The following is a 20,089-nucleotide window of genomic DNA, read 5'->3' on the forward strand; positions in this document are numbered from 1 at the left end:
AAGGCTATATGCAGAACCTGAACCGCGTCCATCTTAACGCGCTGCGCGCCGTCGAGGCGGTGCTGCGGCTCGGCTCGCTGGCGGCGGCTGCGAGCGAGCTTGGCGTTTCCATCGGCGCGGTGAGCCAACATGTCATCCGCTGCGAGCGTCAGCTCGGCCAGGGCGTCTTCGACCGGACCAAGCGCGGGCTGGTGCCAACGGCCTTCGGGCGGCAGATCGCCGGGCGGCTGAACGAAGGCTTCGGCAAGCTTGACGAGGCCGTGGCCGCCGCGCGGCGGCACGCCGACAACGTGCTGACCATCTCGGTCGCGCCGGTCTTCGCATCGAAGTGGCTGGTACAGCGGCTTGCGGGTTATTCGCGGCAGCACCCTCAGATGCGGCTCAGGCTCGATGCCTCGGTGGCGCTGGTCAATCTCGACGCTTCCGACATCGACCTGGCGATCCGCGTCGGCGAAGGCGGCTGGCCGGGGGTGAACGCGGAGTTCGTGCTGGCGCAGGAGGTCTTTCCCGTGTGCGCACCGGCGCTGGCGGAGGGGCTGAAGACGCCGCGCGACCTTATTTCCGCGCCCATCGTGCGCGACGCCAACTCGACCATAAGCTGGGACGGGTGGCTTGCCCCGTACGGCCTCGCCGAAAAGGACCTTGGCGAGGGCAGCGCCTTCACGGATGCATCGCTGGCATTGGATGCGGCGATCGCCGGCCAGGGGGTGATGCTCGCATGGCAGACGCTGGCCCACGACGCGCTGGCCGCGAATTTGCTGGTGCGCCCATTCGAGGGGCTGGCCGAGACGAAGTTCGGCTATTGGCTGGTGACGTCGAATTCGCGGCCGGAGCCGAAAAAGGTCAAGGACTTCAAGACCTGGCTTCGCCGAGAGATCGCCGCCACGGCTTCCGCCTATAAAACGTGATCGCCGCGCCCTGTCCGCTCTCGGCCATGCGCCCCATATCGTGCTATATTGTCGGCTTCTGCCAAAACGCGAAACGAAGGAGGATCGAACGATGAAAGAATTTCATTGCGGATCGCTTGTCCCCGGTTGCGACTGGCACACGAGGCATGAGGAGGAGGCGGAGGTCATCCGCCGCGCCGTCGAGCATATGCGTGAAGCCCACGGCGAGACGATCATCCGCGAAAGCATGATCGAGGCGATCCGCTCGCGCATTACCCAGGAGAGGGACGCGGCATAGCCGCCGTATCCTCCCTTTCCTTTTGAAGGGAGGGCTATCGCATATAGATGGAGCTTTTGGTTCGGCTTCGCCGGACCCCCCACCCCCAATCCCTCCCCACAAGGGGAGGGAGAGCAAGCACGGCCAGTGCGCCCCACCCGTCCCTTCGCTAACGCTCCGGTCCACCCTCCCCTTCGGCATGCTCAGAAGGCAGGCAGCGTGCGGCTTTTTCCAACAGCTCCTTGCGTGTCATCTTGAAGCCGGAATCGATCCAGGCCTGCTCCAGCTTGGCAAGGAGTGCGCCAAGTTCTTCGCCGGGCGCGTGGCCGGCGGCGACGAGGTCTTTTCCCTTGACCGGCAGGGCCGGCCTTTGCCAGCGCCCGAGAATGTCGAGCAAGCGCTGGAAGCCGGCGGCTTCGATAAGCGCTTTGTCGTCCTCTGCCGCGCGGGCGCGGGCGTTGGCGAGCGCCAGACGCAGGCGCTTGTCGACGCCTGCGGGACTGCCGCGGTAGATGAGTTTCGCGAAATCGGCCTCGCTGAGCGCGGGATCGGGTAGAGGCGTCTCTGCCCAGGCGGCAAGGCAAGCCGCCTCGGCTTTCGACAGCCGCAGCCGCGCGGCAAGCGCCTTAAGGCGCCCGGCGTCGGGCGGCAGGATGGCGGCCAGCCTGAGCAGCGGGTCCGGCGGCCATGAAAGCGCCTGCTCCACGGCCATCAGCGGGTGGATCGTGTCGATGCCCCATTTCTCGCTTTCCGGCAGCACCATGGTCAGCGCGTTGGTCGTGCGCATCCACAAAAGCGCCCGCGAGGGATCGGGGGCGGAAAGCAGCTTTCTCAATTCGCTCCAGACGCGCTCGGCCGAAAGCTGGGAGAGGCCCTCCTTGAGCCGCGCACAGGCCTTCAGGCCCTCGGCATCCGGCCGGCCGGAGCCGTACCAGGCGAAGAAGCGGAAGAAACGCAGGATGCGCAGGTAGTCCTCGCGGATGCGCGTTTCCGCACTGCCGATGAAGCGCAACGTGCGTGAATTGAGATCGTCGAGGCCGCCGACGAGGTCGACCACGCGCCCGTCGGCATCGGCGTAAAGCGCATTGATGGTGAAGTCGCGGCGTTCCGCATCGCTCTTCCAGTCGCGGCCGAAGACGACGCGCGCGCGCCGGCCGTCGGTCTCCACATCGGCACGCAACGTGGTGACTTCGTAGGGCTTTCCCTTGGCGACGACGGTCACCGTGCCGTGTTCGTAGCCTGTGGGGACGACCTTGAAGCCGGCAGCCTCGGCCCGCCGCGTCGTCTCATCGGGCGGGGTGGTGGTGGCAACGTCGATGTCGGTCACCGCCTGGCCGAGGAGCGCGTTGCGCACCGCCCCGCCGGCGATCCGCGCCTCCTCGCCGTCCGCGTTGAGAACGGCAAGCAGCGCCTGCAGGCCCGGTTCGCGCAGCCAGTCGGCGTCGGCGATGGTGGCTGAGGTCATTGCGCGTAGAGCCTTTCATAGAGCATGTGCAGGATGCCGGCGGTGACTCCCCATATGAAGCGGTCACCGTAAGGCATTGTATAATAAAAACGTTCCCGCTCCTGCCAGATGCGGCTTTCGCGCCGGTGGTTGGCCGGGTCCATGAGGAAGGACAGCGGCACCTCGAACACCGCATCCACCTCGTGCGGGTTGAGGGACAGCCGGAAGCCGGGCTCCACGACCGACAGGATCGGCCGGATGCGATAGCCACTGCCGGTCGCGTAGTCGGGCATGCGGCCGACGATTTCGATGCGGGCGGGGTCGAGGCCGATCTCTTCCTGCGCTTCGCGCAGGGCGGCATCCTCGGGCGAGGCGTCGGTGGGATCGATGCGCCCGCCCGGCAGGGCGATCTGGCCGGAATGGCTGCGCAGATTGGCGGTGCGCTGGGTGAGGATGACAGTGGTCTCGACGCCGTGATCGACCACCGGAACGAGGACGGCGGCATCATGCAGGCTGTCGCGGATGATGAGGTGCTTCAGGTCCGGGTTGAGGCGATGGTCGCCATAGGCATCGGGATCGTGCTCCGGGTCCTGCGCGGCGGCGCGGCGGCGGAATTCTTCCGCCGAAAACAGGTCTTTGGTGTCGGTCAGCAGGGTCATTCGGAGAGCGCCTTGAGCTTTTCGGCGGGCATGATGGGGAAGACCGCGCCGCCGGAGCGGACGGCGAACATCGCCCGGCCGTCGATCTCCACCTCCTCGCCCAGCTCCACGAGCTCGTACATGACGGGACGCGCCACCAGCGCCTCCAGCCGCCCGCGCACGAGGATATAAGGCTTCATGCCGCCCGTACCCTCCTCGTCGACGAAGCGGATGGGATGGTCCGGGCCTGCCTCCACCACATCACCCACATTTGTGCGGAAGGTGAGAATCTGATTCTCGCCCTTGCCTGTGGCAACCACCTCGACGGCGAGGAAGGGCGCGTCCTCGACGCGGATGCCGACTTTTTCCACCGGCGTTACGAGGTAGGTCCTGCCGTCCTCGTCCTTGCGCAGGACGGAGGAGAAAAGCTGCACCAGGGGCATGCGGCCTATGGGCGTGCCGAGATAGAACCAGGTGCCGTCGGCTTTGATTTCCATGTCGAGGTCGCCGCAGAAGGCCGGATTCCAACGCTCCACCGGGGCCGCGCCCTTGCCCGCACGCGCCGCCCGCGCGATCAGCGCCGATAGCGCGCCGGCATCGGCGGCCTTGGCGAAGGTGCCTTCGTCGGCGGAAGTGTGGCGGTGTGCAGGGGCCATGGTCACGAAATAGTCACTGTTCTTCGGCTTGTCAGCCTTATGAACTGATTTAAGCTCCCTAGTGGTCTGACCCAAACAGATGTACCCATCTGTTTGGAGAAGTCAGCCCACAAGCGATTAATCTGGTGGGGCGATTTGTCCTGACAGAGGGGTACTATCTGTCAGGATCGCACCATTAGGGTGGCAATGCTGCGTACGCTGAACCATGTATCGCAGACTGGGCCAGTTCGGCAAAGCGAGGAAAAAGCCGCATGAGCATCATCGCCAGGGACAGCCAGGCCGGCATCATCGGTGCCAGCGAGAAGGAAATGGTGGCGCAGGCCGAGACCGCCCTTGCCGACATCGCCCGCGTGCGCGAGGGCGTCGGCCGGGTGATCTTCGGCCAGGAGGTGGTGGTCGAGCGGGTGCTGGTGGCGCTCATGGCCGGCGGGCATGCGCTTCTGGTGGGCGTGCCGGGCCTCGCCAAGACCAAGCTGGTGGAGACGCTCGGCATCGTTCTGGGTCTCGACACCAGGCGCATCCAGTTCACGCCGGATCTGATGCCGTCCGACATCCTCGGCTCCGAGGTGATGGAGCAGGACGAGAAGGGCCGCCGCGGCTTCCGCTTCCTGCCCGGGCCGATTTTCGCCCAGCTTCTGATGGCCGACGAGATCAACCGCGCGAGCCCGCGTACCCAGTCCGCGCTTCTGCAGTCCATGCAGGAATACCACGTGACGGTGACGGGCCGCCGCCACGACCTGCCCTCCCCCTTCCACGTGCTGGCCACCCAGAACCCGCTGGAGCAGGAGGGCACCTACCCGCTGCCGGAGGCCCAACTCGACCGCTTCCTGATGCAGGTCGACATCCTGTACCCGGAACTAGAAGCCGAAAAGCGCATTCTTCTGGAGACGACAGGCGTCGAGGAGGCGCGGCCGGAGAACGTGCTCGCGCCGGAAAGGCTGAAGGAAGTGCAGACGCTTATCCGCCGCATGCCGGTGCCTGAAAGCGTGGTGGAGGCCATTCTGGCCCTGGTGCGCTCGGCCCGCCCCGGCCTCGGCCATCCCGAGACGGACCGGCACGTTGCCTGGGGACCGGGCCCGCGCGCCAGCCAGGCGCTGACGCTGTGCGCCCGTGCCCGGGCACTCTATGACGGGCGGCTTGCCCCGTCGGTCGACGACGTGCGCGCGCTGGCCGAGCCGGTGCTGCAGCACCGCATGGCGCTCACCTTTGCCGCCCGTGCCGAGGGCATGAGCGTGCGCGACGTCATCGCCCGACTGGTCAAGGGGCTCGGCTGATGCAACGGCGGAAGGCTGATGGCGCGGATCGGTGAAGTCACCACCCCGGTAGAGACCCGGGATGCGCTCGTGCGGGCACGCACACGGGCCGCGCTTGTGCCCGATCTGCTGGTGGAGGCGCGGCGGGTCGTCAACAATGTGATCGCCGGCTGGCACGGCAGGCGGCGGCGCGGCATCGGCGAGAATTTCTGGCAGTTCCGGCCCTATGTGGAGGGCGAGGCGGTGTCCCGCATCGACTGGCGCCGCTCGGCCCGCGAGGAAGACCACATCTATGTGCGCGACCGCGAATGGGAGGCCGCCCATACGGTTTGGCTGTGGGCCGACCGTTCGCCATCCATGCTATTCCGCTCGAGCCAGGCGGATGTCTCCAAGGAATCGCGGGCGCTGGTGCTGATCCTGGCTCTGGCCGAACTCCTGTCGCGCAGCGGCGAGCGCATCGCCTGGCCGGGGCTTTCCGATCCCTTCGCCGCGCGCAACGGGGCCGAGAGGCTGGCCCAGCATATCAGCCATGCCGAACCCGCCACCGGGCGCCCGGACCTGACGGTCGTCCGCCGCTTCTCCGATCTCGTCGTCGCCGGCGATTTTCTCGAAGCGCCGGAAGAGACCATGCGCTGGCTCGACCCGCTGGCGCGCGCCGGCGCCAGGGCGCATCTGATCGAGGTGGCCGACCCGGCGGAAGAGACCTTCCCCTATTCCGGCCGCACCGAGTTCCATGACCCCGAGACGGGCGAGCGGCTGATCGCCGGGCGTGCCGAGACGCTGGGCGAAGACTACCGCCGGCTCTATCTCGCACGGCGCGAGACGCTTGCCCGGTGGTGCAAGAAGCTCGGCTGGAGCTACACGGTGAACCATACGGACCGGCTGGCTTCCGAAGCGCTCATCCGCGTGCACACGGCGATGACGGCCGAAATGGATATCGGCCGATGAATTTCCTCCCCCTCTCCTTCGGCGCGCCGATGGTCCTGTGGGGCCTCCTCGCCCTGCCCATCATCTGGTGGCTCTTGCGGCTCACCCCGCCCAGGCCGCAGCAGGAGACCTTCCCGCCGCTCGCCATCCTGGCGCGTATCGTGAAGAGGGAGGAGACGCCGCACCAGAGCCCATGGTGGCTGACGCTTCTGCGGCTGGCGCTTGCGGCCCTCGTCATCCTGGCGCTCGCCGCCCCCGTCTTCAACCCGCGCGAGAAGATCGCCGTGGGCGGCCAGGCGCTTGCCATCGTGATGGACAACGGCTGGTCGAGCGCGCCCGACTGGGAGCGACGCGTGGCCACGGCGACGCGGCTCATCAACGACGCCAAGGAAAGCAGCGTGCCGGTGATCGTGGCGCTGACGGCGGAAAAGCCGGCGCAGGACATCGGCCCCTTCGACGCCGACACGGCCATCGAGCGGCTGAACGCGGCCGAGCCCCGGCCCGTGCCGACGGATCGGCCGGCAACCTATGCCCGCGTCGCCGGTGCGCTTGCCGATATGCCCGGCGCGACCTTAGCCGTGCTGGCGGACGGGCTCGCCGGGCCCGACGACGAGGCGGCGTTCGAGACGCTGTTTTCCGCCGAGCTTTCCGATGTTCTCTGGGTGACGCCGGACCGGCTGCCGACCGTAGCGCTCGCCGACGGCGCCAACGAGCCGGAGCGCTTTGTCGTGACGGCGGTGCGGCGCCAGGACGAGACGGGGCCGCACCAGGCGGTCGCCTACGCTTCCGACGAGCGCGGGCGCCGGATCGCCGAGACAACGATCACCTTCGGCCCCGGCGAGGCGCGGGCCAGTGGAGAGATGCGCGTTCCCTTCGAACTGCGCAACGACTTCGCCTCCATCGGCCTTGCCGGCGAGAGCCATGCCGGGGCGCTGCGTATGCTCGATGAGAACGCGCGCCGCCGGCGCGTCGGGCTTCTGTCGCAGCACGAGGCGGACCAGGCACAGCCGCTGCTCTCGCCGCTCTATTACATCGAGCGCGCGCTCGGCCCCTATGCCGACCTCATCCGGCCCTCCAACCCGGAATTGACCGAGGCCATCCCGCAGCTTCTGGAGCAGAAGCCGGCGGCGATCGTCATGGCCGATGTCGGCACCCTGCCGGATTCGGCGCGCGAGGCGCTGGTCGAATGGATGCACGAGGGGGGCACGCTGATCCGCTTCGCCGGGCCGCGGCTGGCAGCGGCAGAGCATGACGAAGAGCTGCTGCCCGTGCGGCTGCGCGCCGGCGAGCGCTCGCTGGGCGGGGCGTTGTCGTGGTCCGAGCCGCAGCCGGTGGACGAGTTTCCCGCAGGCGGCCCCTTCTCCGACCTGACGCCGCCGCGCGACGTGGCGGTGACCCGCCAGGTGCTGGCCGAGCCGTCTGCCGACATCGTCGAGCGCACCTGGGCCAATCTCGCCGACGGCACACCGCTGGTGACCGGCGCGGGGCGCGGGGACGGCCGCGTCATCCTGTTCCACGTTACGCCGGAGGCCACATGGTCGAGCCTGCCGATCTCCGGAAGCTTCGTCGAGATGCTGCGGCGCATCGTGCAGCTTTCGCGCAACCAGGGAAGCCTCGCCGCCGACCAAGAGGAACAGAGCGGGCGGCTGCCGCCTTACCGCATGATCTCGGCCACCGGCACGCTGGTGCCGCCCGGACCCGAGGCCGAGCCGCTGCAGCCCACCGGCGATACTCCGGTCACACTTGCCAATCCGCCGGGGCTCTACGGCTCGGAAGAAGGCGTGGTGGCGCACAACCTTCTGGCGCCGAACGCGCAACTCACCGCCCTTTCCCGCCCCACCGCGCCGGTGACGATGAGCGAGGCACGTTACGCCTTCGACCAGTCGCAGCCGCTCAAGGGGCCGCTGATGGCGGCGGCGCTGGCGCTTCTGGCGCTCGACACGCTGGCCGTGCTGTGGCTGGGCGGCCTGCTGCAGCGGCGCCCGACGCGCCGCGCCGCCTCCGCCGCCTCTGTGCTGCTTGGCGCCGCGCTCGTGCTTTCCCTGCTGGTCCCTGAAGGGGCTCTGGCGCAGGACGACCCGCAAGTGGGCGACGTGGAGGCGATCGAGGCCACATCAGCCACCCGCATCGCCTATGTCAGGACCGGCATCTCCTCGGTCGACGCCATCAGCCGCGCCGGCGTTCTGGGCCTGTCGCGCTTCCTGGCCGAGAAGACGGCGCTGGAGCCCGGCGCGCCGGCGGGCCTCGACATCGCTACCGACGAACTCTCCTTCTACCCGCTTATCTACTGGCCTATCGACCCCAGTGCCGAGATGCCTTCCGAGGCCGCCATCGCGCGCATCGACGCCTATATGCAGCAGGGCGGCACGGTACTCTTCGACACGCGCGACCAGTATTCCTCGGGCTTCGGCTCCTCCGGTTCTGTGAGCCCGGAGACGCAGCGGCTGCGCGACATCCTTTCCGGCCTCAACGTGCCGCCGCTGGAGCCGGTGCCGGACGACCACGTGCTGACCAAGGCGTTCTACATCCTGTCGGAGTTTCCCGGCCGCTACCGCGGCAGCGACTTGTGGGTGGAGGCCTCGGCCGACGCCGAGAGCCGCGCCGACCGGCCCGTGCGCACGGGCGACGGCGTGTCCCCCATCATGATCACGGCCAACGACCTTGCCGGCGCATGGGCCGTGGGCTCGAACGGCGAGCCGCTGCTGCCCACCGTGCCGTCGGACCCGATACAGCGCACCTACGCGCTGCGGGCGGGCGTGAACATCATGATGTATATGCTGACCGGGAACTATAAATCGGACCAGGTGCACGTGCCTGTCCTGCTCGAACGGCTGGGCCAATGATGAACTGGTCCCTGAGCTTCGATCCGCTGTTTTCCTGGGGTGTTCTGGCGCTTCTCGTCATCCCGCTCGCCTGCCTGATGGCGCTCAGCCTGTTCGTTGGCCGGCGCGGCGCGCTGCTTCGCCTGGCCGCGCTTGTCGCTCTGGCGCTGGCGCTCCTCAATCCCGTGCTCCTGGAGGAGGAGCGGGACCCGCTCAAGAGCGTCGTCGCCCTGGTGATCGACGAAAGCCAGAGCCAGAACATCGGCGACAGGAGCGAAACGACGCGGCAGGCGGCACAGGCGCTGGCGGAGCGGCTGGAGCGCTTCGACCAGTTCGAGGTGCGCATGGTCGAGGCCGGCCGCAGCGAGGCCGTCGACGAGAACACCGAGACCCGTCTCTTCGATGCGCTGGAGGGCGCGCTGCGCGATGTGCCGCCCTCGCGCGTGGCGGGCTCCCTCATGATCACCGACGGCCAGGTGCACGACGCGCCGGCCAATGCCTCGGGCCTTGCCGGACCGCTGCACGCGCTGATCACCGGCCGGGCGGGCGAGCGCGACCGGCGCATCCGCTTCGAGCGCGCGCCGCGCTTCGGCATCGTCGGCCAGCCCCTGGAAATGAGCTATCGCGTCATCGACACCGAGGGCGAGACCGGCCAGGTGGAGGTCGAGGTTCTCGTCAATGGCGAACTGGCGCTGGTCGAGCAGGCGACGATCGGCCAGGAAATGCCACTGGAAGTCACCGTTCCCACCGCCGGGCGCAACATCGTGGAACTCAGGATCCCGGTAGAAGAGGGCGAGATCACGGAGACAAACAACCGCGCCGTCGCCCTGATCGACGGCATCCGCGAAAACCTGCGCGTGCTGCTCGTCTCCGGCGAGCCGCATTCGGGCGAGCGGACCTGGCGCAACCTCTTGAAGTCCGACGCTTCCGTCGACCTCGTCCACTTCACCATCCTGCGCCCGCCGGAGAAGCAGGACGGCACGCCGATCAACGAACTGTCGCTGATCGCCTTCCCGACACGCGAGCTGTTCGTCGAAAGGATCGAGGACTTCGACCTCATCATATTCGACCGCTACCAGCACCGCGACGTGCTGCCGATCCTCTATTACGACTACATCGCCGAGTATGTGGAGAACGGCGGGGCGCTTCTGATCGCCGCCGGGCCGGAGTTCGCGGGCGACCAGTCGATCGCCCACACGCCGCTGATCTCGGCACTGCCGGCGCTGCCCAGCGGCGAGGTGATGGAGGCCGGCTTCTACCCTCGTCTGACGGACACGGGTGCCCGCCATCCCGTCACACGCGGCCTCGACGGCTCGGCCTCCGAGCCGCCCGGCTGGAGCCGCTGGTTTCGCGCCGTCGGCATCGGCGAGACGGACGGCCAGGTGGTGATGCAAGGGCCGGGCGAAGCGCCGCTTCTCCTGCTGGCGCGCCGCGGCGAGGGCCGGGTCGGCATGTTCCTGTCCGACCAGGGCTGGCTGTGGGCGCGCGGCTTCGAGGGCGGCGGCCCCTACGTCTCGCTCTATCGCCGCATCGCCCACTGGCTGATGAAGGAGCCGGACCTTGAAGAAGAGCGCCTGACGGCGGCCGGCCGCGGCATGCGGCTCGAGATCACCCGCCAGTCCATGGAGGAGGAGGTGGGCACGGCCACGGTGACCGCCCCTTCGGGCGAGACGCGCCAGGTGCCGCTGACGGCCGGCGAGCCCGGCCTGTTCCGCGGCACGCTGGAGGCCGACGAGATCGGCCTCTACCAGGTCGAGAACGGGGATCTGTCGGCGCTTGCCCATGTCGGCCCGGTCAACGCGCCGGAGTTCGCGAATACGGTGTCGACGGAAGAGGTGCTGGCACCGGTGGCAGAAGTGACCGGCGGCAGCGTGCGCCGGCTGGAAGGCGGCATGGGCGGCCCCGCCCTTCCCAACATCGTGCCTGTGCGCAGCAACGCCACCACGGCGGCCGGGCGCGACTGGATCGGCCTCCGGAGCACCAACGACAGCGTCTTGCAATCCATCAGGCGCGTGCCGCTGTTCGCCGGCTTCCTGGGCCTCGGGCTGCTGCTACTGGCGCTGGGTGCGATGTGGTACCGCGAGGGGCGGTGAGGCAGGAGCTCGCCCCGCCCCAGCCATATTTCAATCACGTTTTATCGCTACGTATCGTTTTATTGCTTATACCATTGATTTAAATAATTATTCATGGGGACAAAAATGCATATTCCGACATCTTCGGGTGCCGTCGCCGCCATTCTCGCAACGCTCTGCGGTTCCGCTTTTGCAGATACCGGAGCGGCGCCGGCGAACTTTCTTTATACGAGTTCCGGAAGCCTCGAAGGGCTGCAGGCCGTTCTGGAGCGGCCGGATATCGACGGCGTTCAGATCGTCTATAGCTGGAAGTCGCTCGAGCCCGGCATAGGGCAATATGACTTTTCGGCGATCGAGCGGGACCTCGCGACCGCCGAAAAGCTGGGCAAGAAGCTTTTCATCCAGGTGCAGGACCGCTTCTTTTCGCCCAAGGCGAGGAATGTGCCTGCCTATCTGACGAGCGAACCGCAATATGGCGGCGGTCTCGTGGCCCAGGTCGACAATGCCGGCGAGGGAGAACCGGTCGGTCACGGCTGGGCGGCCATGCAATGGAACGATGCCGTGCGCGGCCGTTTTCAGGCGCTCATCGAAGCCCTGGCCGAAAAATTCGACGGTAGGGTGTTCGGCATAAACCTGCCCGAGACCGCCGTCGACATCGACATGGAAGGCGACCGCACCGGCTTTACCTGCGACGCCTATTTCGAGGCGGAGATGGATAACCTGGCCGCGGCCCAGGCGGCCTTCACCGAATCGCACGTCGTGCAGTATGTGAACTTCTGGCCCTGCGAGTGGGCGAACGACCACGATTACATGGGGCGCCTGTTCGAATACGCGGCCGATCACGGTGTCGGCCTCGGCGGCCCCGACATCGTTCCCTACCGCAAGGGGCAGATGAAGAACGCTTATCCGTTTTTTAATCGGTACAAGGGGAAGCTCGGCCTGGTGGCAATGGCGGTGCAGGAACCCACCTTGACCTACACGAACCCGAAGACCGGCAGGCCGTTCACGAAAGACGAGTTCGTTGGCTTCGCTTCCGACTATCTGGGGGTCGACGTCATCTTCTGGAGCGCGGAATCGCCATGGCTGAAGGGCTGACCGTCAGCGGAAGCCCATTCCTTGCTTCTCCCATCGGACCGCCGGGCGCTGGCCCGGCGGCAAGGAGTGTGATCTGGAATCTCCGCTAGACCAGTTCATCGTTTCACGATGCCGATGAACTGGTCTAACTCTTTGTTTTGTCGCAATTCCGCACGGAAAACCGGTTCCCACTTTTCCTGGAATTGCTTTAGTCGGCAGCCAGCGCGGCGTGCGTCACCGCGCCCGAAAGGGCCGCCAGTGCGCCCTCTTTCAGTTCCACCGCCAGGAGGCGGTTGGGATCGACCGGGCGCGGCATGCGCAGTTGGCCGGGTGGAATGCGCTTGAAGCCGAGCGGGCCGTAGTAGGGTTCGTCGCCCACCAGCACCACCACCGCGGCGCCCGCCTCGCCCGCCGCCTCCACCGCGATCTTCACCAGCTTCTTGCCGATGCCCTTGTTCTTGTAGACGGGGCGCACGGCAAGCGGCCCGAGAAGCAGCGCCCTGCCCTTTCCCGCCGCGATGCGCGTCAACCGCACCGAGGCGACGACATGGCCCGCGTTGAGGGCGACGAAGGATAACGCGCGCTCATGCGGCCCGCCTTCGCGGATCTTGTAGGCAGCGCGCGTGAAGCGGCCGGGGCCGAAGGCCTCGGCGTTGATGTGCTCTATTTCGGCGTCGTGCGCCGGGTCTTCCGGCAGAAAGGCGATGTCGGCAAGGGACATGGAGAGATTTTCCGGTGATAGGACAGGGATATGCGGCGTCAGGCGCACCCGCAAAGGCGCGTCAGCCCTATCGTCGTCGCTGCACCGGAAAGAGAACCATTGCATTCATCTCCAAGGAACGGTTCCGCTAGCACCAAACGCCCGCCTCGTCCACTGGAATGATGCCTCCTCCTTGCGGGAACGTTCGCAATTGTTGACGATGCGTTCATGCCCGCCGGGGTTGGGAAGCAATCGTCAATGTCCTAGATGCGGGTGGCAGACAGAAGGAGAATGACGATGGGCCTGCTCGTCGACGGCGTATGGCACGACCAGTGGTACGACACCTCGAAGACCGGCGGCCGCTTCGAGCGGTCGAAGTCGCAATTCCGCGATTTCGTGACGAAGGACGGGCAACCGGCAGAGGGGCGCGAGCGCGGCTTCAAGGCGGAGCCCGGCCGCTACCATCTCTACGTCTCCTATGCCTGCCCCTGGGCCCACCGCACGCTGATCTTCCGCAAGCTGAAGAAGCTGGAGGACGTTATCTCCTTTTCCGTCGTGCACCATTTCATGGGCGAGAACGGCTGGACCTTCAAGACGGGCGACGGGGCGACGGGGGACCGGCTTTACGGCCTCGACTTCCTGCACCAGGTCTATACCCGGGCCGACCCGCACTATTCGGGCCGGGTGACGGTGCCGGTCCTGTGGGACAGGAAGACGGAGACGATAGTCTCCAACGAGTCGGCCGAGATCATCCGCATGCTGAATTCGGCCTTCGACGAATGGGGTGACACCTCGGTGGACCTTTATCCGGCACCCCTGCGCGCCGAGATCGACGCCATCAACGACCTCGTCTACGAGAACATCAACAACGGCGTCTACCGCGCCGGCTTCGCCACCACCCAGGAAGCCTACGAGGAGGCCTTCGGCCAGCTGTTCGCCGCCCTCGACACGGTGGAAGAGCGCCTGTCGCGCCAGCGCTATCTCACCGGCGAACGCCTGACGGAAGCCGACTGGCGGCTTTTCACCACGCTGGCGCGCTTCGACCCGGTTTATGTGGGCCACTTCAAGTGCAACCTGCGGCGCATCGCCGACTATCCGAACCTGTCGAACTATCTGCGCGAACTCTATCAGGTGCCGGGCGTTGCCGAGACCGTGAACATGCGCCACATCAAGGCGCACTATTACGGCAGCCACGCCTCCATCAACCCGACGCGCATCGTGCCGGTGGGGCCGGAGGTGGACTACTCGGCGCCGCACGACCGGGGGAGGCTTACCAAGGCGGCATAGGGTCAGCCGAATTCCGCTCTTGAGCCTACCACTCCGCCGATACCGGCGCTCCTTCGAAGATTTCCGACAGGCGTCGACGGGTTCCCTCGGTTGTCTCCTCCGGCAAGGCATCGAGGGGGAAGAACCGGGCCTCGGCGATTTCCCCGTCCGGCTTGTGCGGGTGGGTCTGGCGGAAACCGGCGACAAGATAGACGGCGACGTGATCGCGGCGGCTGGCCTTGCGGTTGAAATGAACCGATTTCAGCTCCGGCGCTCCTGTAAGGGCGATGTTGCCCTCCTCTTCCAGTTCGCGCGCCAGGGCCGCTTCCGTGGTCTCGCCCGGCTCGACGCCGCCGCCGGGCAATTGCCAGCCGGCCACATAGGTGTGGCGCACGAGGAGAACGGTGTTGGCTTGCGCGTTGTAGACGACGCCGCGCACGCCGAGCGTCATCGGGCGGCGCAAGAGGAACCACAGATGGAAGAGGCGCACGAGGAGACGCGTCTTCGCGGGGCGGGGCGCGAGGAGGCGTCCGTTCATGCGGGGCTCCGCGAGGGCTGGAAAGGCGGGCGGGGCTGCATTACACACGGAGCATGTTTCGCCTTGCACATTTTTCCGACATCCATCTGGGGCCGCTGCCCGACATAACCTATCGCGAACTCGCCAACAAACGCATTACCGGTTACATCAACTGGCAGCGCCACCGGCGCATCCATCTCGACCACGGCATCATCGACCGCATCACAGACGACATGCTGGCCGCAAACCCCGACCACATCGCGCTGACCGGCGATCTGGTGAACCTGGCGCTTGCCAAGGAGATCGAGACGGCGCGGCTGTGGCTGGAGGGGCTTGGGAGCCCTGAGGACATTTCCGTGGTGCCGGGCAACCACGACGCCTATGTGCCGCGGGCGCTCGCCAGGGCCTGCCTCGCCTGGGGACCATATATGACGGGCGACGGAGCGGCACCGCCCACCGACCGCCACGGCTTTCCATATCTCAGGGTGCGCGGGCCGGTGGCGATCATCGGTGTGTCTTCGGCACGGGCGACGGCACCGTTTCTGGCCAGCGGCTATTTCGCCGAAAGGCAGGCGAGAAAAACGGCGAAACTCCTGGACGAGGCCGGCGCGCGGGGCCTGTTCCGCATCGTCATGATCCACCATCCGCCCGTGCGCGGCGCCACTGGCCCGCACAAGCGGCTTCTTGGCATTTCACGCTTCCAGAAGATGGTGCGCCGGCACGGCGCGGAACTGGTGCTTCACGGGCACACGCACCTGCCTACCGTGCACCGCATCGACGGGCCGGACGGCACGGTGCCGGTCGTCGGCGTGGCTGCGGCGGGGCAGATGCATGGCGGGGCAAAACCCGCGGGGCACTACAATCTCTTCCAGATCGTCGGCATGCCAGGGGCGTGGCAGGTGCAGTTGACACGACGCGGGGCGGTCGAGGGGCGAACCGAGATCGGCGAAATCTCTTCTCAGATACTGGTCTCAGGCGTGCGGGCGCCGGCGTGAGAGGTAGTACCAAGGCACCGGCCCTATCGGAGAAGGCTGCCGATCTCCGGAAAGCGACCCGAGAGGAAAAAGAGTACGCCGGCGATGCCGACGGCGCCGCCGGCCAGAACCAGCAGCAGACCACCGAAGAACGCCTTCCACGGGCTGCGCGCAGCCGGCGTGGCCTCTCCTATTTCTTCCCGTCCGCGAGGCAGCGCCTCCACCTCGCCCTCGACGGCGCGCTGACGCTCCACCAGGCGCTCGGCGATATAACGGGTGACCTGGTCGGCCACCGGCGCCATGTCCGTCGATTCCGCCAGCACCACGCGGCCCAGCCGCGTATCGCGCAGGAAGCGGTAGGTGCGCCGGTCGCGGCCCATGGTGACGTGCGCCACGGCATCGATCCATAAGCGCGGCTGCTCGCCGGACGAGATGACGAGGTCGAAGGCGGGATCGTCCTCGGGCACGTCGGCGAAGACGGGTCCCAGTTCCTGCGCCAGAAGCTCGAGCCGTGTGCGGCTCGCCTCGCGCATCTCGACGACCACGTCCTCGCGGTCGGCGGCGGCGTTCTTCATCTCGCGGACGGCGTCGGAGAGCTTGCGCAGATTGGCGATGGGAGCGACGTTCTGGTTAGCCTCGCTCATGATGGTCCTCCAGACCAATAAAGATCGTTAACCTACCGTTAACACGGGCGGGAAGGGAAATCATCCTGATTTGTTCCGCTTTCGTGCCTGTTGAAAACCGGCATACAGCGCCGTGCGCCCTTTAGGACGCACGGCGCTGTATGTGATTGAATCTGCACATCGTGCTTTCCGAAAATCGATTCCGATTTTCGGGCCGATGCGTTAGCCGAGAGCGCGGACGAGGATGCGCGCCATCTCTTCCGGCGCTTCCTCCGGCAGCATGTGGCCGAGATCGGGGAAGATGTGGAGGGCGAACCCCGGCGGCAGATCGCGCGCCTGCCGAACGGGCAGAACGGTGTCGAGCCCACCCCAGGCGACATGCACGGGCATCTGGAGCGCGGCCAGCTTTTCGCGGGGGATGATGCCTTGGCGGCCGTTGCGGGCTATCAGGCCGCAGACGTGCCTGAGCATGGCGGACTGGGCCGGCACCGCGCGCATGGCCGCAGCCTGGCGCACGGCATCTTCCGCAACCAAGGGCCGGCGCCCGGACATGAGGGCGAGGCAGTCGCGGATGGCAGCGGCACTTTCAGCCTCCGCATAGCGGCGAAGAAGCGGCGCGTTGATCTCCGGACCGATGCCGCCGGGAGCGAAAAGCGTGAGCGAGAGGACGCGCTCGGGTGCGCCAAGGGCGGCGAGCGCAGCCACCGCGCCGCCGAAGGAATGGCCGGCGAGGTGGAAACGGTCGATGCCGCGAGCTTCAAGGTCGGCAAGGACGGCCTTGGCGGCGGCGCCGGCCCGGCCTGCATCGGGAAAATGAAGCGAGCCGCCGTGGCCCGGCAGGTCGTAGGCGAGCAGTTGGGGACTTCCGCCGAGTGCCGCGCGCACGCCGTCCCAGACACGATGAGTGCCGGCAAAGCCGTGCAGGAGGACGAGGGCGGGAGCGCCCTCGCCCGTCCGGCTGACGTAGATCTCGGTGCTCACCCGACGATGCGGTTTGCCGCCGACGTCACCGCCTCCAGGGACGCGGTGACGATGTTGGTGTTGATGCCGACGCCGAAGAGCTTGCCGCCGGGATGCTCCACCTCGACATAGCTGACGGCGGAGGCATCCGCCCCGCGCTGCAGCGAATGCTCGGAATAGTCGAGCACGGTCATCTCCACGCCGACATGGGCCGACAGCGCGTTGACGAAACCATCGATGGGGCCGGTGCCGGTGCCCTTGATAACCGTCTCCCGGCCGTTGTCGATGATCGTCGCCTCGACGATGCGCCGGCCCTTGGCCTCCGGGTGCGGGAAGGTCTGGTGATCGAGGAATTTGAGCCGCCCGCCCGGCTGGTCCACATAAAGCTCCAGGAAACGCTCGTGGATGCGCTTCGACGGCAGCTCCTTGCCCTCGGTATCGGTGATCGCCTGGATGTCCTCGCGGAACTCGACCTGCAGGTTGCGCGGCAGGTTGAGCCCGTAGTCGGCCTGCAGCACATAGGCGATGCCGCCCTTGCCGGACTGCGAGTTGATGCGGATGATCGCCTCGTAGGTGCGGCCGACATCCGCCGGGTCGATCGGCAGGTAGGGAACCTCCCACAGCTCCTTGTTGGCCTGGCGAAAGGCCTTCATGCCCTTGTTGATGGCGTCCTGGTGGGAGCCGGAGAAGGCGGTGTAGACAAGCTCGCCGACGTAAGGATGCCGTTCCGGGATGCGCAACTGGTTGCAGTGCTCGAAGACGTCCTTGATACGGTTGATGTCCGAGCAGTCGAGCATCGGGTCGACGCCCTGCGTGTACATGTTGAGCGCGAGCGTGACGATGTCGACGTTGCCGGTGCGCTCGCCGTTGCCGAACAGGGTTCCCTCCACCCGGTCCGCCCCCGCCATCAGGCCAAGCTCGGTGGCGGCGATGCCTGTGCCGCGGTCGTTGTGCGGGTGGAGCGACAGGATGATGCTATCGCGCCGGTCGAGCTGGCGGCTCATCCATTCCATCTGGTCGGCGTGGATATTGGGGGTGGACATCTCCACCGTCGCCGGCAGGTTGAGGATGAGCTTGTTGTCGGGCGTCGGATCGATGATCTCGGTGACGGCGTTGCAGATCTCCAGCGCCACCTCCAGCTCGGTGCCGGTGAAGCTCTCGGGCGAATACTGGAAGCGGTAGCCCTGATGTCCTGACTCCCTGGCTGCCTTGGCCGCCATGTCGGTGATCATCCTGGCGGCGTCCGTGGCGATCCGTTTAACGCCGGCGACATCCTTGGCGAAGACGACGCGGCGCTGCAACTCGCTGGTCGAGTTGTAGAAATGGACGATGGGCCTCCTGGCGCCTTCGAGGGATTCGAAGGTGCGCGCGATCAGTTCGGGCCGGCATTGCACCAGCACCTGCAGCGAGACGTCGTCGGGCACGTTGCCCTCTTCGATGGCCCAGCGCGCGAAGTCGAAATCCGTCTGCGAGGCGGAGGGGAAACCCACCTCGATCTCCTTGAAGCCCATGTCGAGCAGGAGGGCGAACATGCGCGCCTTGCGCTCATGCCCCATGGGGTCGATGAGCGCCTGGTTGCCGTCGCGCAGGTCGACCGAGCACCAGATGGGCGCCTTGTCGATGCGTTTGCCCGGCCAGGTGCGGTCGGCAAGGCCGACCTGCGGATAGGGCTGGTACTTGCGCGGGGCGTCGGGCATGCCCTTGTGCCCTGCGTTGCGGTTGGCGGTCTCGTTCTTCGCGTCCATATCGTTCACTCCGGCGGCCGCAGGCTTGCTCCAATGCAAAGCGCCGCCTGTCAAGGCTTCACTGAAAAAGGTTTAGCGGAAGGAGCAGGCCAGCGCATCCGGCGACACCGATCGCCGGGCGCCCCTTCAACGGACCCGGCGATCGCCGATAAGGCCGAGAAGCAGCAGGCTGGGGGCGAGCGCACGCGTGGCCGCGCCGCCAAAAGCGGACGGGCAGGAATGGCTTATGCGCTCAATGTCCAACATGGGGTTTTGATAGCCGAGGCGGTGGCACGGCGCAAGAGGCCGCTTGACAGGGCCAGCGCCTTTCTATATTTCACCAGTTAGATAATTAACTTAATGGTGAACTAGATGAAGTCGGATCCCCTCAGCGCCGCGTTTGCCGCCCTGGCCGACCCTACGCGGCGCGCCATGCTCACCCGGTTGTGCGAGGGCGAGGCGACGGTGAACGAGATCGCCGCGCCGTTCGACCTGTCGCTTCCGGCCATCTCCAAGCATCTCAAGGTTCTGGAGGGCGCGGGGCTGATCTCGCGCGGACGCTCCGCGCAGTTCCGCCCCTGCCGGCTCAAACCGGGGCCGCTGAAGGACGTGGCCGACTGGGTGGAGCGCTACCGCCGCTTCTGGGACGAGAGCCTCGACCGCCTGGACAACTACCTGAAGGAAATCCAGCACAAGGAGAGATCCGATGACGCCTGAGACCGCCACAGCCCTGCACTCCGATGCGGAACTTTACATCTCGCGCCTCTTCGATGCGCCGCGGGCGCTCGTCTTCGAGGCATGGACGAAGGCGGAGCATATCAGCCGCTGGTCCTGCCCGACCGGCTTCACCATCCCCCACTCCGAAGGCGACATCCGCACGGGCGGCTGGTTCAAGACGTGCATGCGCTCGCCTGAAGGCGAAGAACACTGGTTGAGCGGCACCTATCGCGAGGTCACGCCGCCCGAGCGCCTCGTCTTCACCCATGCCTGGCATGACGAGAGCGGCAAGCCGGGCCACGAAACCGTGGTCACCATCAAACTGAGGGAGGAAGGCGGCAGGACGCGGCTGACCCTGCACCAGGCCTTCTTCGCCTCCAGGGCCTCGCGCGATGGCCATGAAGGCGGCTGGAACGAGACGCTCGACAATCTGGCCGCGTATCTGCCGACCATCGCCGGCGGTTGAAGCGGCACTTGAGGAAAGCTGAATCGGAATGTCAGCCAGCACAGCCAACCGCGCGGAATGACTCGACGTTTCACTCACATCTTGATCCGATG

At 66.7% G+C, this 20,089-nt stretch carries 19 protein-coding genes; 11 read left to right on the forward strand and 8 right to left on the reverse strand.

Annotated elements, in window-relative coordinates; translation table 11 throughout:
- Nucleotides 1-8 precede the first annotated feature (8 nt).
- Complete coding sequence (locus GPJ75_RS13205; RefSeq protein ID WP_163268808.1) at nt 9-908, forward strand: LysR substrate-binding domain-containing protein; 900 nt, start codon at nt 9-11, stop codon at nt 906-908.
- A gap of 91 nt (nt 909-999) precedes the next feature.
- Nucleotides 1,000-1,185, forward strand: a complete 186-nt coding sequence (locus tag GPJ75_RS13210; RefSeq protein ID WP_159587076.1) for a DUF1059 domain-containing protein — start codon at nt 1,000-1,002, stop codon at nt 1,183-1,185.
- A gap of 148 nt (nt 1,186-1,333) precedes the next feature.
- Here the strand turns inward: GPJ75_RS13210 and GPJ75_RS13215 are convergent, their stop codons facing one another.
- The 3 genes from GPJ75_RS13215 to GPJ75_RS13225 are packed head-to-tail and all read right to left on the reverse strand — an operon-like array spanning nt 1,334 to nt 3,902.
- Nucleotides 1,334-2,629 (reverse strand): CCA tRNA nucleotidyltransferase, encoded by a 1,296-nt coding sequence (locus GPJ75_RS13215; protein ID WP_163268809.1) that lies wholly within the window; start codon nt 2,627-2,629, stop codon nt 1,334-1,336.
- Nucleotides 2,626-3,267, reverse strand: coding sequence for a CoA pyrophosphatase (locus tag GPJ75_RS13220; protein WP_163268810.1), 642 nt, complete (start codon nt 3,265-3,267; stop codon nt 2,626-2,628). Before GPJ75_RS13220 ends, GPJ75_RS13215 begins: the two co-directional genes overlap by 4 nt.
- The gene (locus GPJ75_RS13225; RefSeq protein ID WP_163268965.1) at nt 3,264-3,902 is read right to left on the reverse strand and encodes a DUF1285 domain-containing protein; all 639 of its coding nucleotides are present in this window, start codon (nt 3,900-3,902) and stop codon (nt 3,264-3,266) included. Before GPJ75_RS13225 ends, GPJ75_RS13220 begins: the two co-directional genes overlap by 4 nt.
- A gap of 251 nt (nt 3,903-4,153) precedes the next feature.
- On the opposite strand from GPJ75_RS13225, the gene GPJ75_RS13230 reads away from it, so the two are divergent.
- From GPJ75_RS13230 to GPJ75_RS13250, 5 genes are all read left to right on the forward strand, one after another.
- Nucleotides 4,154-5,176: an AAA family ATPase gene (locus GPJ75_RS13230; protein WP_163268811.1), complete on the forward strand. Its 1,023-nt coding sequence runs from the start codon at nt 4,154-4,156 to the stop codon at nt 5,174-5,176.
- 18 nt (nt 5,177-5,194) lie between these two features.
- Nucleotides 5,195-6,103, forward strand: a complete 909-nt coding sequence (locus GPJ75_RS13235; protein WP_163268812.1) for a DUF58 domain-containing protein — start codon at nt 5,195-5,197, stop codon at nt 6,101-6,103.
- Entirely contained in the window at nt 6,100-8,925 is a 2,826-nt protein-coding gene (locus GPJ75_RS13240) for a DUF4159 domain-containing protein (protein WP_163268813.1), read from the forward strand. Before GPJ75_RS13235 ends, GPJ75_RS13240 begins: the two co-directional genes overlap by 4 nt.
- On the forward strand, nt 8,925-10,997 hold the full coding sequence (locus GPJ75_RS13245; RefSeq protein WP_163268966.1) for a hypothetical protein: 2,073 nt from the start codon (nt 8,925-8,927) through the stop codon (nt 10,995-10,997). Before GPJ75_RS13240 ends, GPJ75_RS13245 begins: the two co-directional genes overlap by 1 nt.
- Before the next feature lie 105 nt (nt 10,998-11,102).
- Nucleotides 11,103-12,071, forward strand: a complete 969-nt coding sequence (locus GPJ75_RS13250) for a hypothetical protein (RefSeq protein ID WP_246249045.1) — start codon at nt 11,103-11,105, stop codon at nt 12,069-12,071.
- 187 nt (nt 12,072-12,258) lie between these two features.
- Here the strand turns inward: GPJ75_RS13250 and GPJ75_RS13255 are convergent, their stop codons facing one another.
- Nucleotides 12,259-12,771 (reverse strand): GNAT family N-acetyltransferase, encoded by a 513-nt coding sequence (locus GPJ75_RS13255; RefSeq protein WP_163268814.1) that lies wholly within the window; start codon nt 12,769-12,771, stop codon nt 12,259-12,261.
- 276 nt (nt 12,772-13,047) lie between these two features.
- Between GPJ75_RS13255 and GPJ75_RS13260 the strand changes: the two genes are divergently transcribed.
- Nucleotides 13,048-14,037, forward strand: coding sequence for a glutathione S-transferase family protein (locus GPJ75_RS13260; protein WP_163268815.1), 990 nt, complete (start codon nt 13,048-13,050; stop codon nt 14,035-14,037).
- 25 nt (nt 14,038-14,062) lie between these two features.
- Here GPJ75_RS13260 and GPJ75_RS13265 read toward each other — a convergent pair whose 3' ends face one another.
- Nucleotides 14,063-14,554: an NUDIX domain-containing protein gene (locus tag GPJ75_RS13265; protein ID WP_281354785.1), complete on the reverse strand. Its 492-nt coding sequence runs from the start codon at nt 14,552-14,554 to the stop codon at nt 14,063-14,065.
- A 53-nt stretch (nt 14,555-14,607) separates the two neighbouring features.
- Here GPJ75_RS13265 and GPJ75_RS13270 point away from each other — a divergent pair, with 53 nt between their 5' ends.
- Nucleotides 14,608-15,528, forward strand: coding sequence for a metallophosphoesterase family protein (locus GPJ75_RS13270; RefSeq protein WP_163268816.1), 921 nt, complete (start codon nt 14,608-14,610; stop codon nt 15,526-15,528).
- Nucleotides 15,529-15,551: 23 nt separating this feature from the next.
- Here the strand turns inward: GPJ75_RS13270 and GPJ75_RS13275 are convergent, their stop codons facing one another.
- The 3 genes from GPJ75_RS13275 to leuA all read right to left on the reverse strand — a co-directional run bounded on the left by GPJ75_RS13275 (nt 15,552) and on the right by leuA (nt 18,835).
- On the reverse strand, nt 15,552-16,151 hold the full coding sequence (locus GPJ75_RS13275) for a hypothetical protein (protein WP_163268817.1): 600 nt from the start codon (nt 16,149-16,151) through the stop codon (nt 15,552-15,554).
- A gap of 201 nt (nt 16,152-16,352) precedes the next feature.
- Complete coding sequence (locus GPJ75_RS13280; protein ID WP_163268818.1) at nt 16,353-17,111, reverse strand: alpha/beta fold hydrolase; 759 nt, start codon at nt 17,109-17,111, stop codon at nt 16,353-16,355.
- The gene (gene leuA, locus GPJ75_RS13285; protein WP_246249046.1) at nt 17,108-18,835 is read right to left on the reverse strand and encodes a 2-isopropylmalate synthase; all 1,728 of its coding nucleotides are present in this window, start codon (nt 18,833-18,835) and stop codon (nt 17,108-17,110) included. Before leuA ends, GPJ75_RS13280 begins: the two co-directional genes overlap by 4 nt.
- Before the next feature lie 351 nt (nt 18,836-19,186).
- On the opposite strand from leuA, the gene GPJ75_RS13290 reads away from it, so the two are divergent.
- Nucleotides 19,187-19,531 carry an ArsR/SmtB family transcription factor gene (locus tag GPJ75_RS13290; RefSeq protein ID WP_163268819.1) on the forward strand — a complete coding sequence of 115 codons (345 nt, stop codon included), beginning with the start codon at nt 19,187-19,189 and terminating at the stop codon, nt 19,529-19,531.
- Nucleotides 19,521-19,997 carry an SRPBCC family protein gene (locus GPJ75_RS13295; RefSeq protein WP_163268820.1) on the forward strand — a complete coding sequence of 159 codons (477 nt, stop codon included), beginning with the start codon at nt 19,521-19,523 and terminating at the stop codon, nt 19,995-19,997. The genes GPJ75_RS13290 and GPJ75_RS13295 overlap by 11 nt, the downstream gene beginning before the upstream one ends.
- Nucleotides 19,998-20,089 lie beyond the last annotated feature (92 nt).

This window comes from Chelativorans alearensis (assembly GCF_010993735.1).
Classification (GTDB): domain Bacteria; phylum Pseudomonadota; class Alphaproteobacteria; order Rhizobiales; family Rhizobiaceae; genus Chelativorans; species Chelativorans alearense.

What these genes read in the sequence shown, in the direction of transcription:
- GPJ75_RS13295 (WP_163268820.1), top strand. Translation starts at nt 19,521, where the DNA reads ATGACGCCTGAGACCGCCACAGCCCTGCACTCCGATGCGGAACTTTAC.
- GPJ75_RS13235 (WP_163268812.1), top strand. Translation starts at nt 5,195, where the DNA reads ATGGCGCGGATCGGTGAAGTCACCACCCCGGTAGAGACCCGGGATGCG.
- GPJ75_RS13290 (WP_163268819.1), top strand. Translation starts at nt 19,187, where the DNA reads ATGAAGTCGGATCCCCTCAGCGCCGCGTTTGCCGCCCTGGCCGACCCT.
- GPJ75_RS13250 (WP_246249045.1), top strand. Translation starts at nt 11,103, where the DNA reads ATGCATATTCCGACATCTTCGGGTGCCGTCGCCGCCATTCTCGCAACG.
- GPJ75_RS13225 (WP_163268965.1), bottom strand. Translation starts at nt 3,902, where the DNA reads ATGGCCCCTGCACACCGCCACACTTCCGCCGACGAAGGCACCTTCGCC.
- GPJ75_RS13230 (WP_163268811.1), top strand. Translation starts at nt 4,154, where the DNA reads ATGAGCATCATCGCCAGGGACAGCCAGGCCGGCATCATCGGTGCCAGC.
- GPJ75_RS13220 (WP_163268810.1), bottom strand. Translation starts at nt 3,267, where the DNA reads ATGACCCTGCTGACCGACACCAAAGACCTGTTTTCGGCGGAAGAATTC.
- GPJ75_RS13210 (WP_159587076.1), top strand. Translation starts at nt 1,000, where the DNA reads ATGAAAGAATTTCATTGCGGATCGCTTGTCCCCGGTTGCGACTGGCAC.
- GPJ75_RS13215 (WP_163268809.1), bottom strand. Translation starts at nt 2,629, where the DNA reads ATGACCTCAGCCACCATCGCCGACGCCGACTGGCTGCGCGAACCGGGC.
- GPJ75_RS13275 (WP_163268817.1), bottom strand. Translation starts at nt 16,151, where the DNA reads ATGAGCGAGGCTAACCAGAACGTCGCTCCCATCGCCAATCTGCGCAAG.
- GPJ75_RS13205 (WP_163268808.1), top strand. Translation starts at nt 9, where the DNA reads ATGCAGAACCTGAACCGCGTCCATCTTAACGCGCTGCGCGCCGTCGAG.
- GPJ75_RS13270 (WP_163268816.1), top strand. Translation starts at nt 14,608, where the DNA reads ATGTTTCGCCTTGCACATTTTTCCGACATCCATCTGGGGCCGCTGCCC.
- GPJ75_RS13260 (WP_163268815.1), top strand. Translation starts at nt 13,048, where the DNA reads ATGGGCCTGCTCGTCGACGGCGTATGGCACGACCAGTGGTACGACACC.
- GPJ75_RS13240 (WP_163268813.1), top strand. Translation starts at nt 6,100, where the DNA reads ATGAATTTCCTCCCCCTCTCCTTCGGCGCGCCGATGGTCCTGTGGGGC.
- GPJ75_RS13245 (WP_163268966.1), top strand. Translation starts at nt 8,925, where the DNA reads ATGAACTGGTCCCTGAGCTTCGATCCGCTGTTTTCCTGGGGTGTTCTG.
- GPJ75_RS13255 (WP_163268814.1), bottom strand. Translation starts at nt 12,771, where the DNA reads ATGTCCCTTGCCGACATCGCCTTTCTGCCGGAAGACCCGGCGCACGAC.
- GPJ75_RS13265 (WP_281354785.1), bottom strand. Translation starts at nt 14,554, where the DNA reads ATGAACGGACGCCTCCTCGCGCCCCGCCCCGCGAAGACGCGTCTCCTC.
- leuA (WP_246249046.1), bottom strand. Translation starts at nt 18,835, where the DNA reads ATGGACGCGAAGAACGAGACCGCCAACCGCAACGCAGGGCACAAGGGC.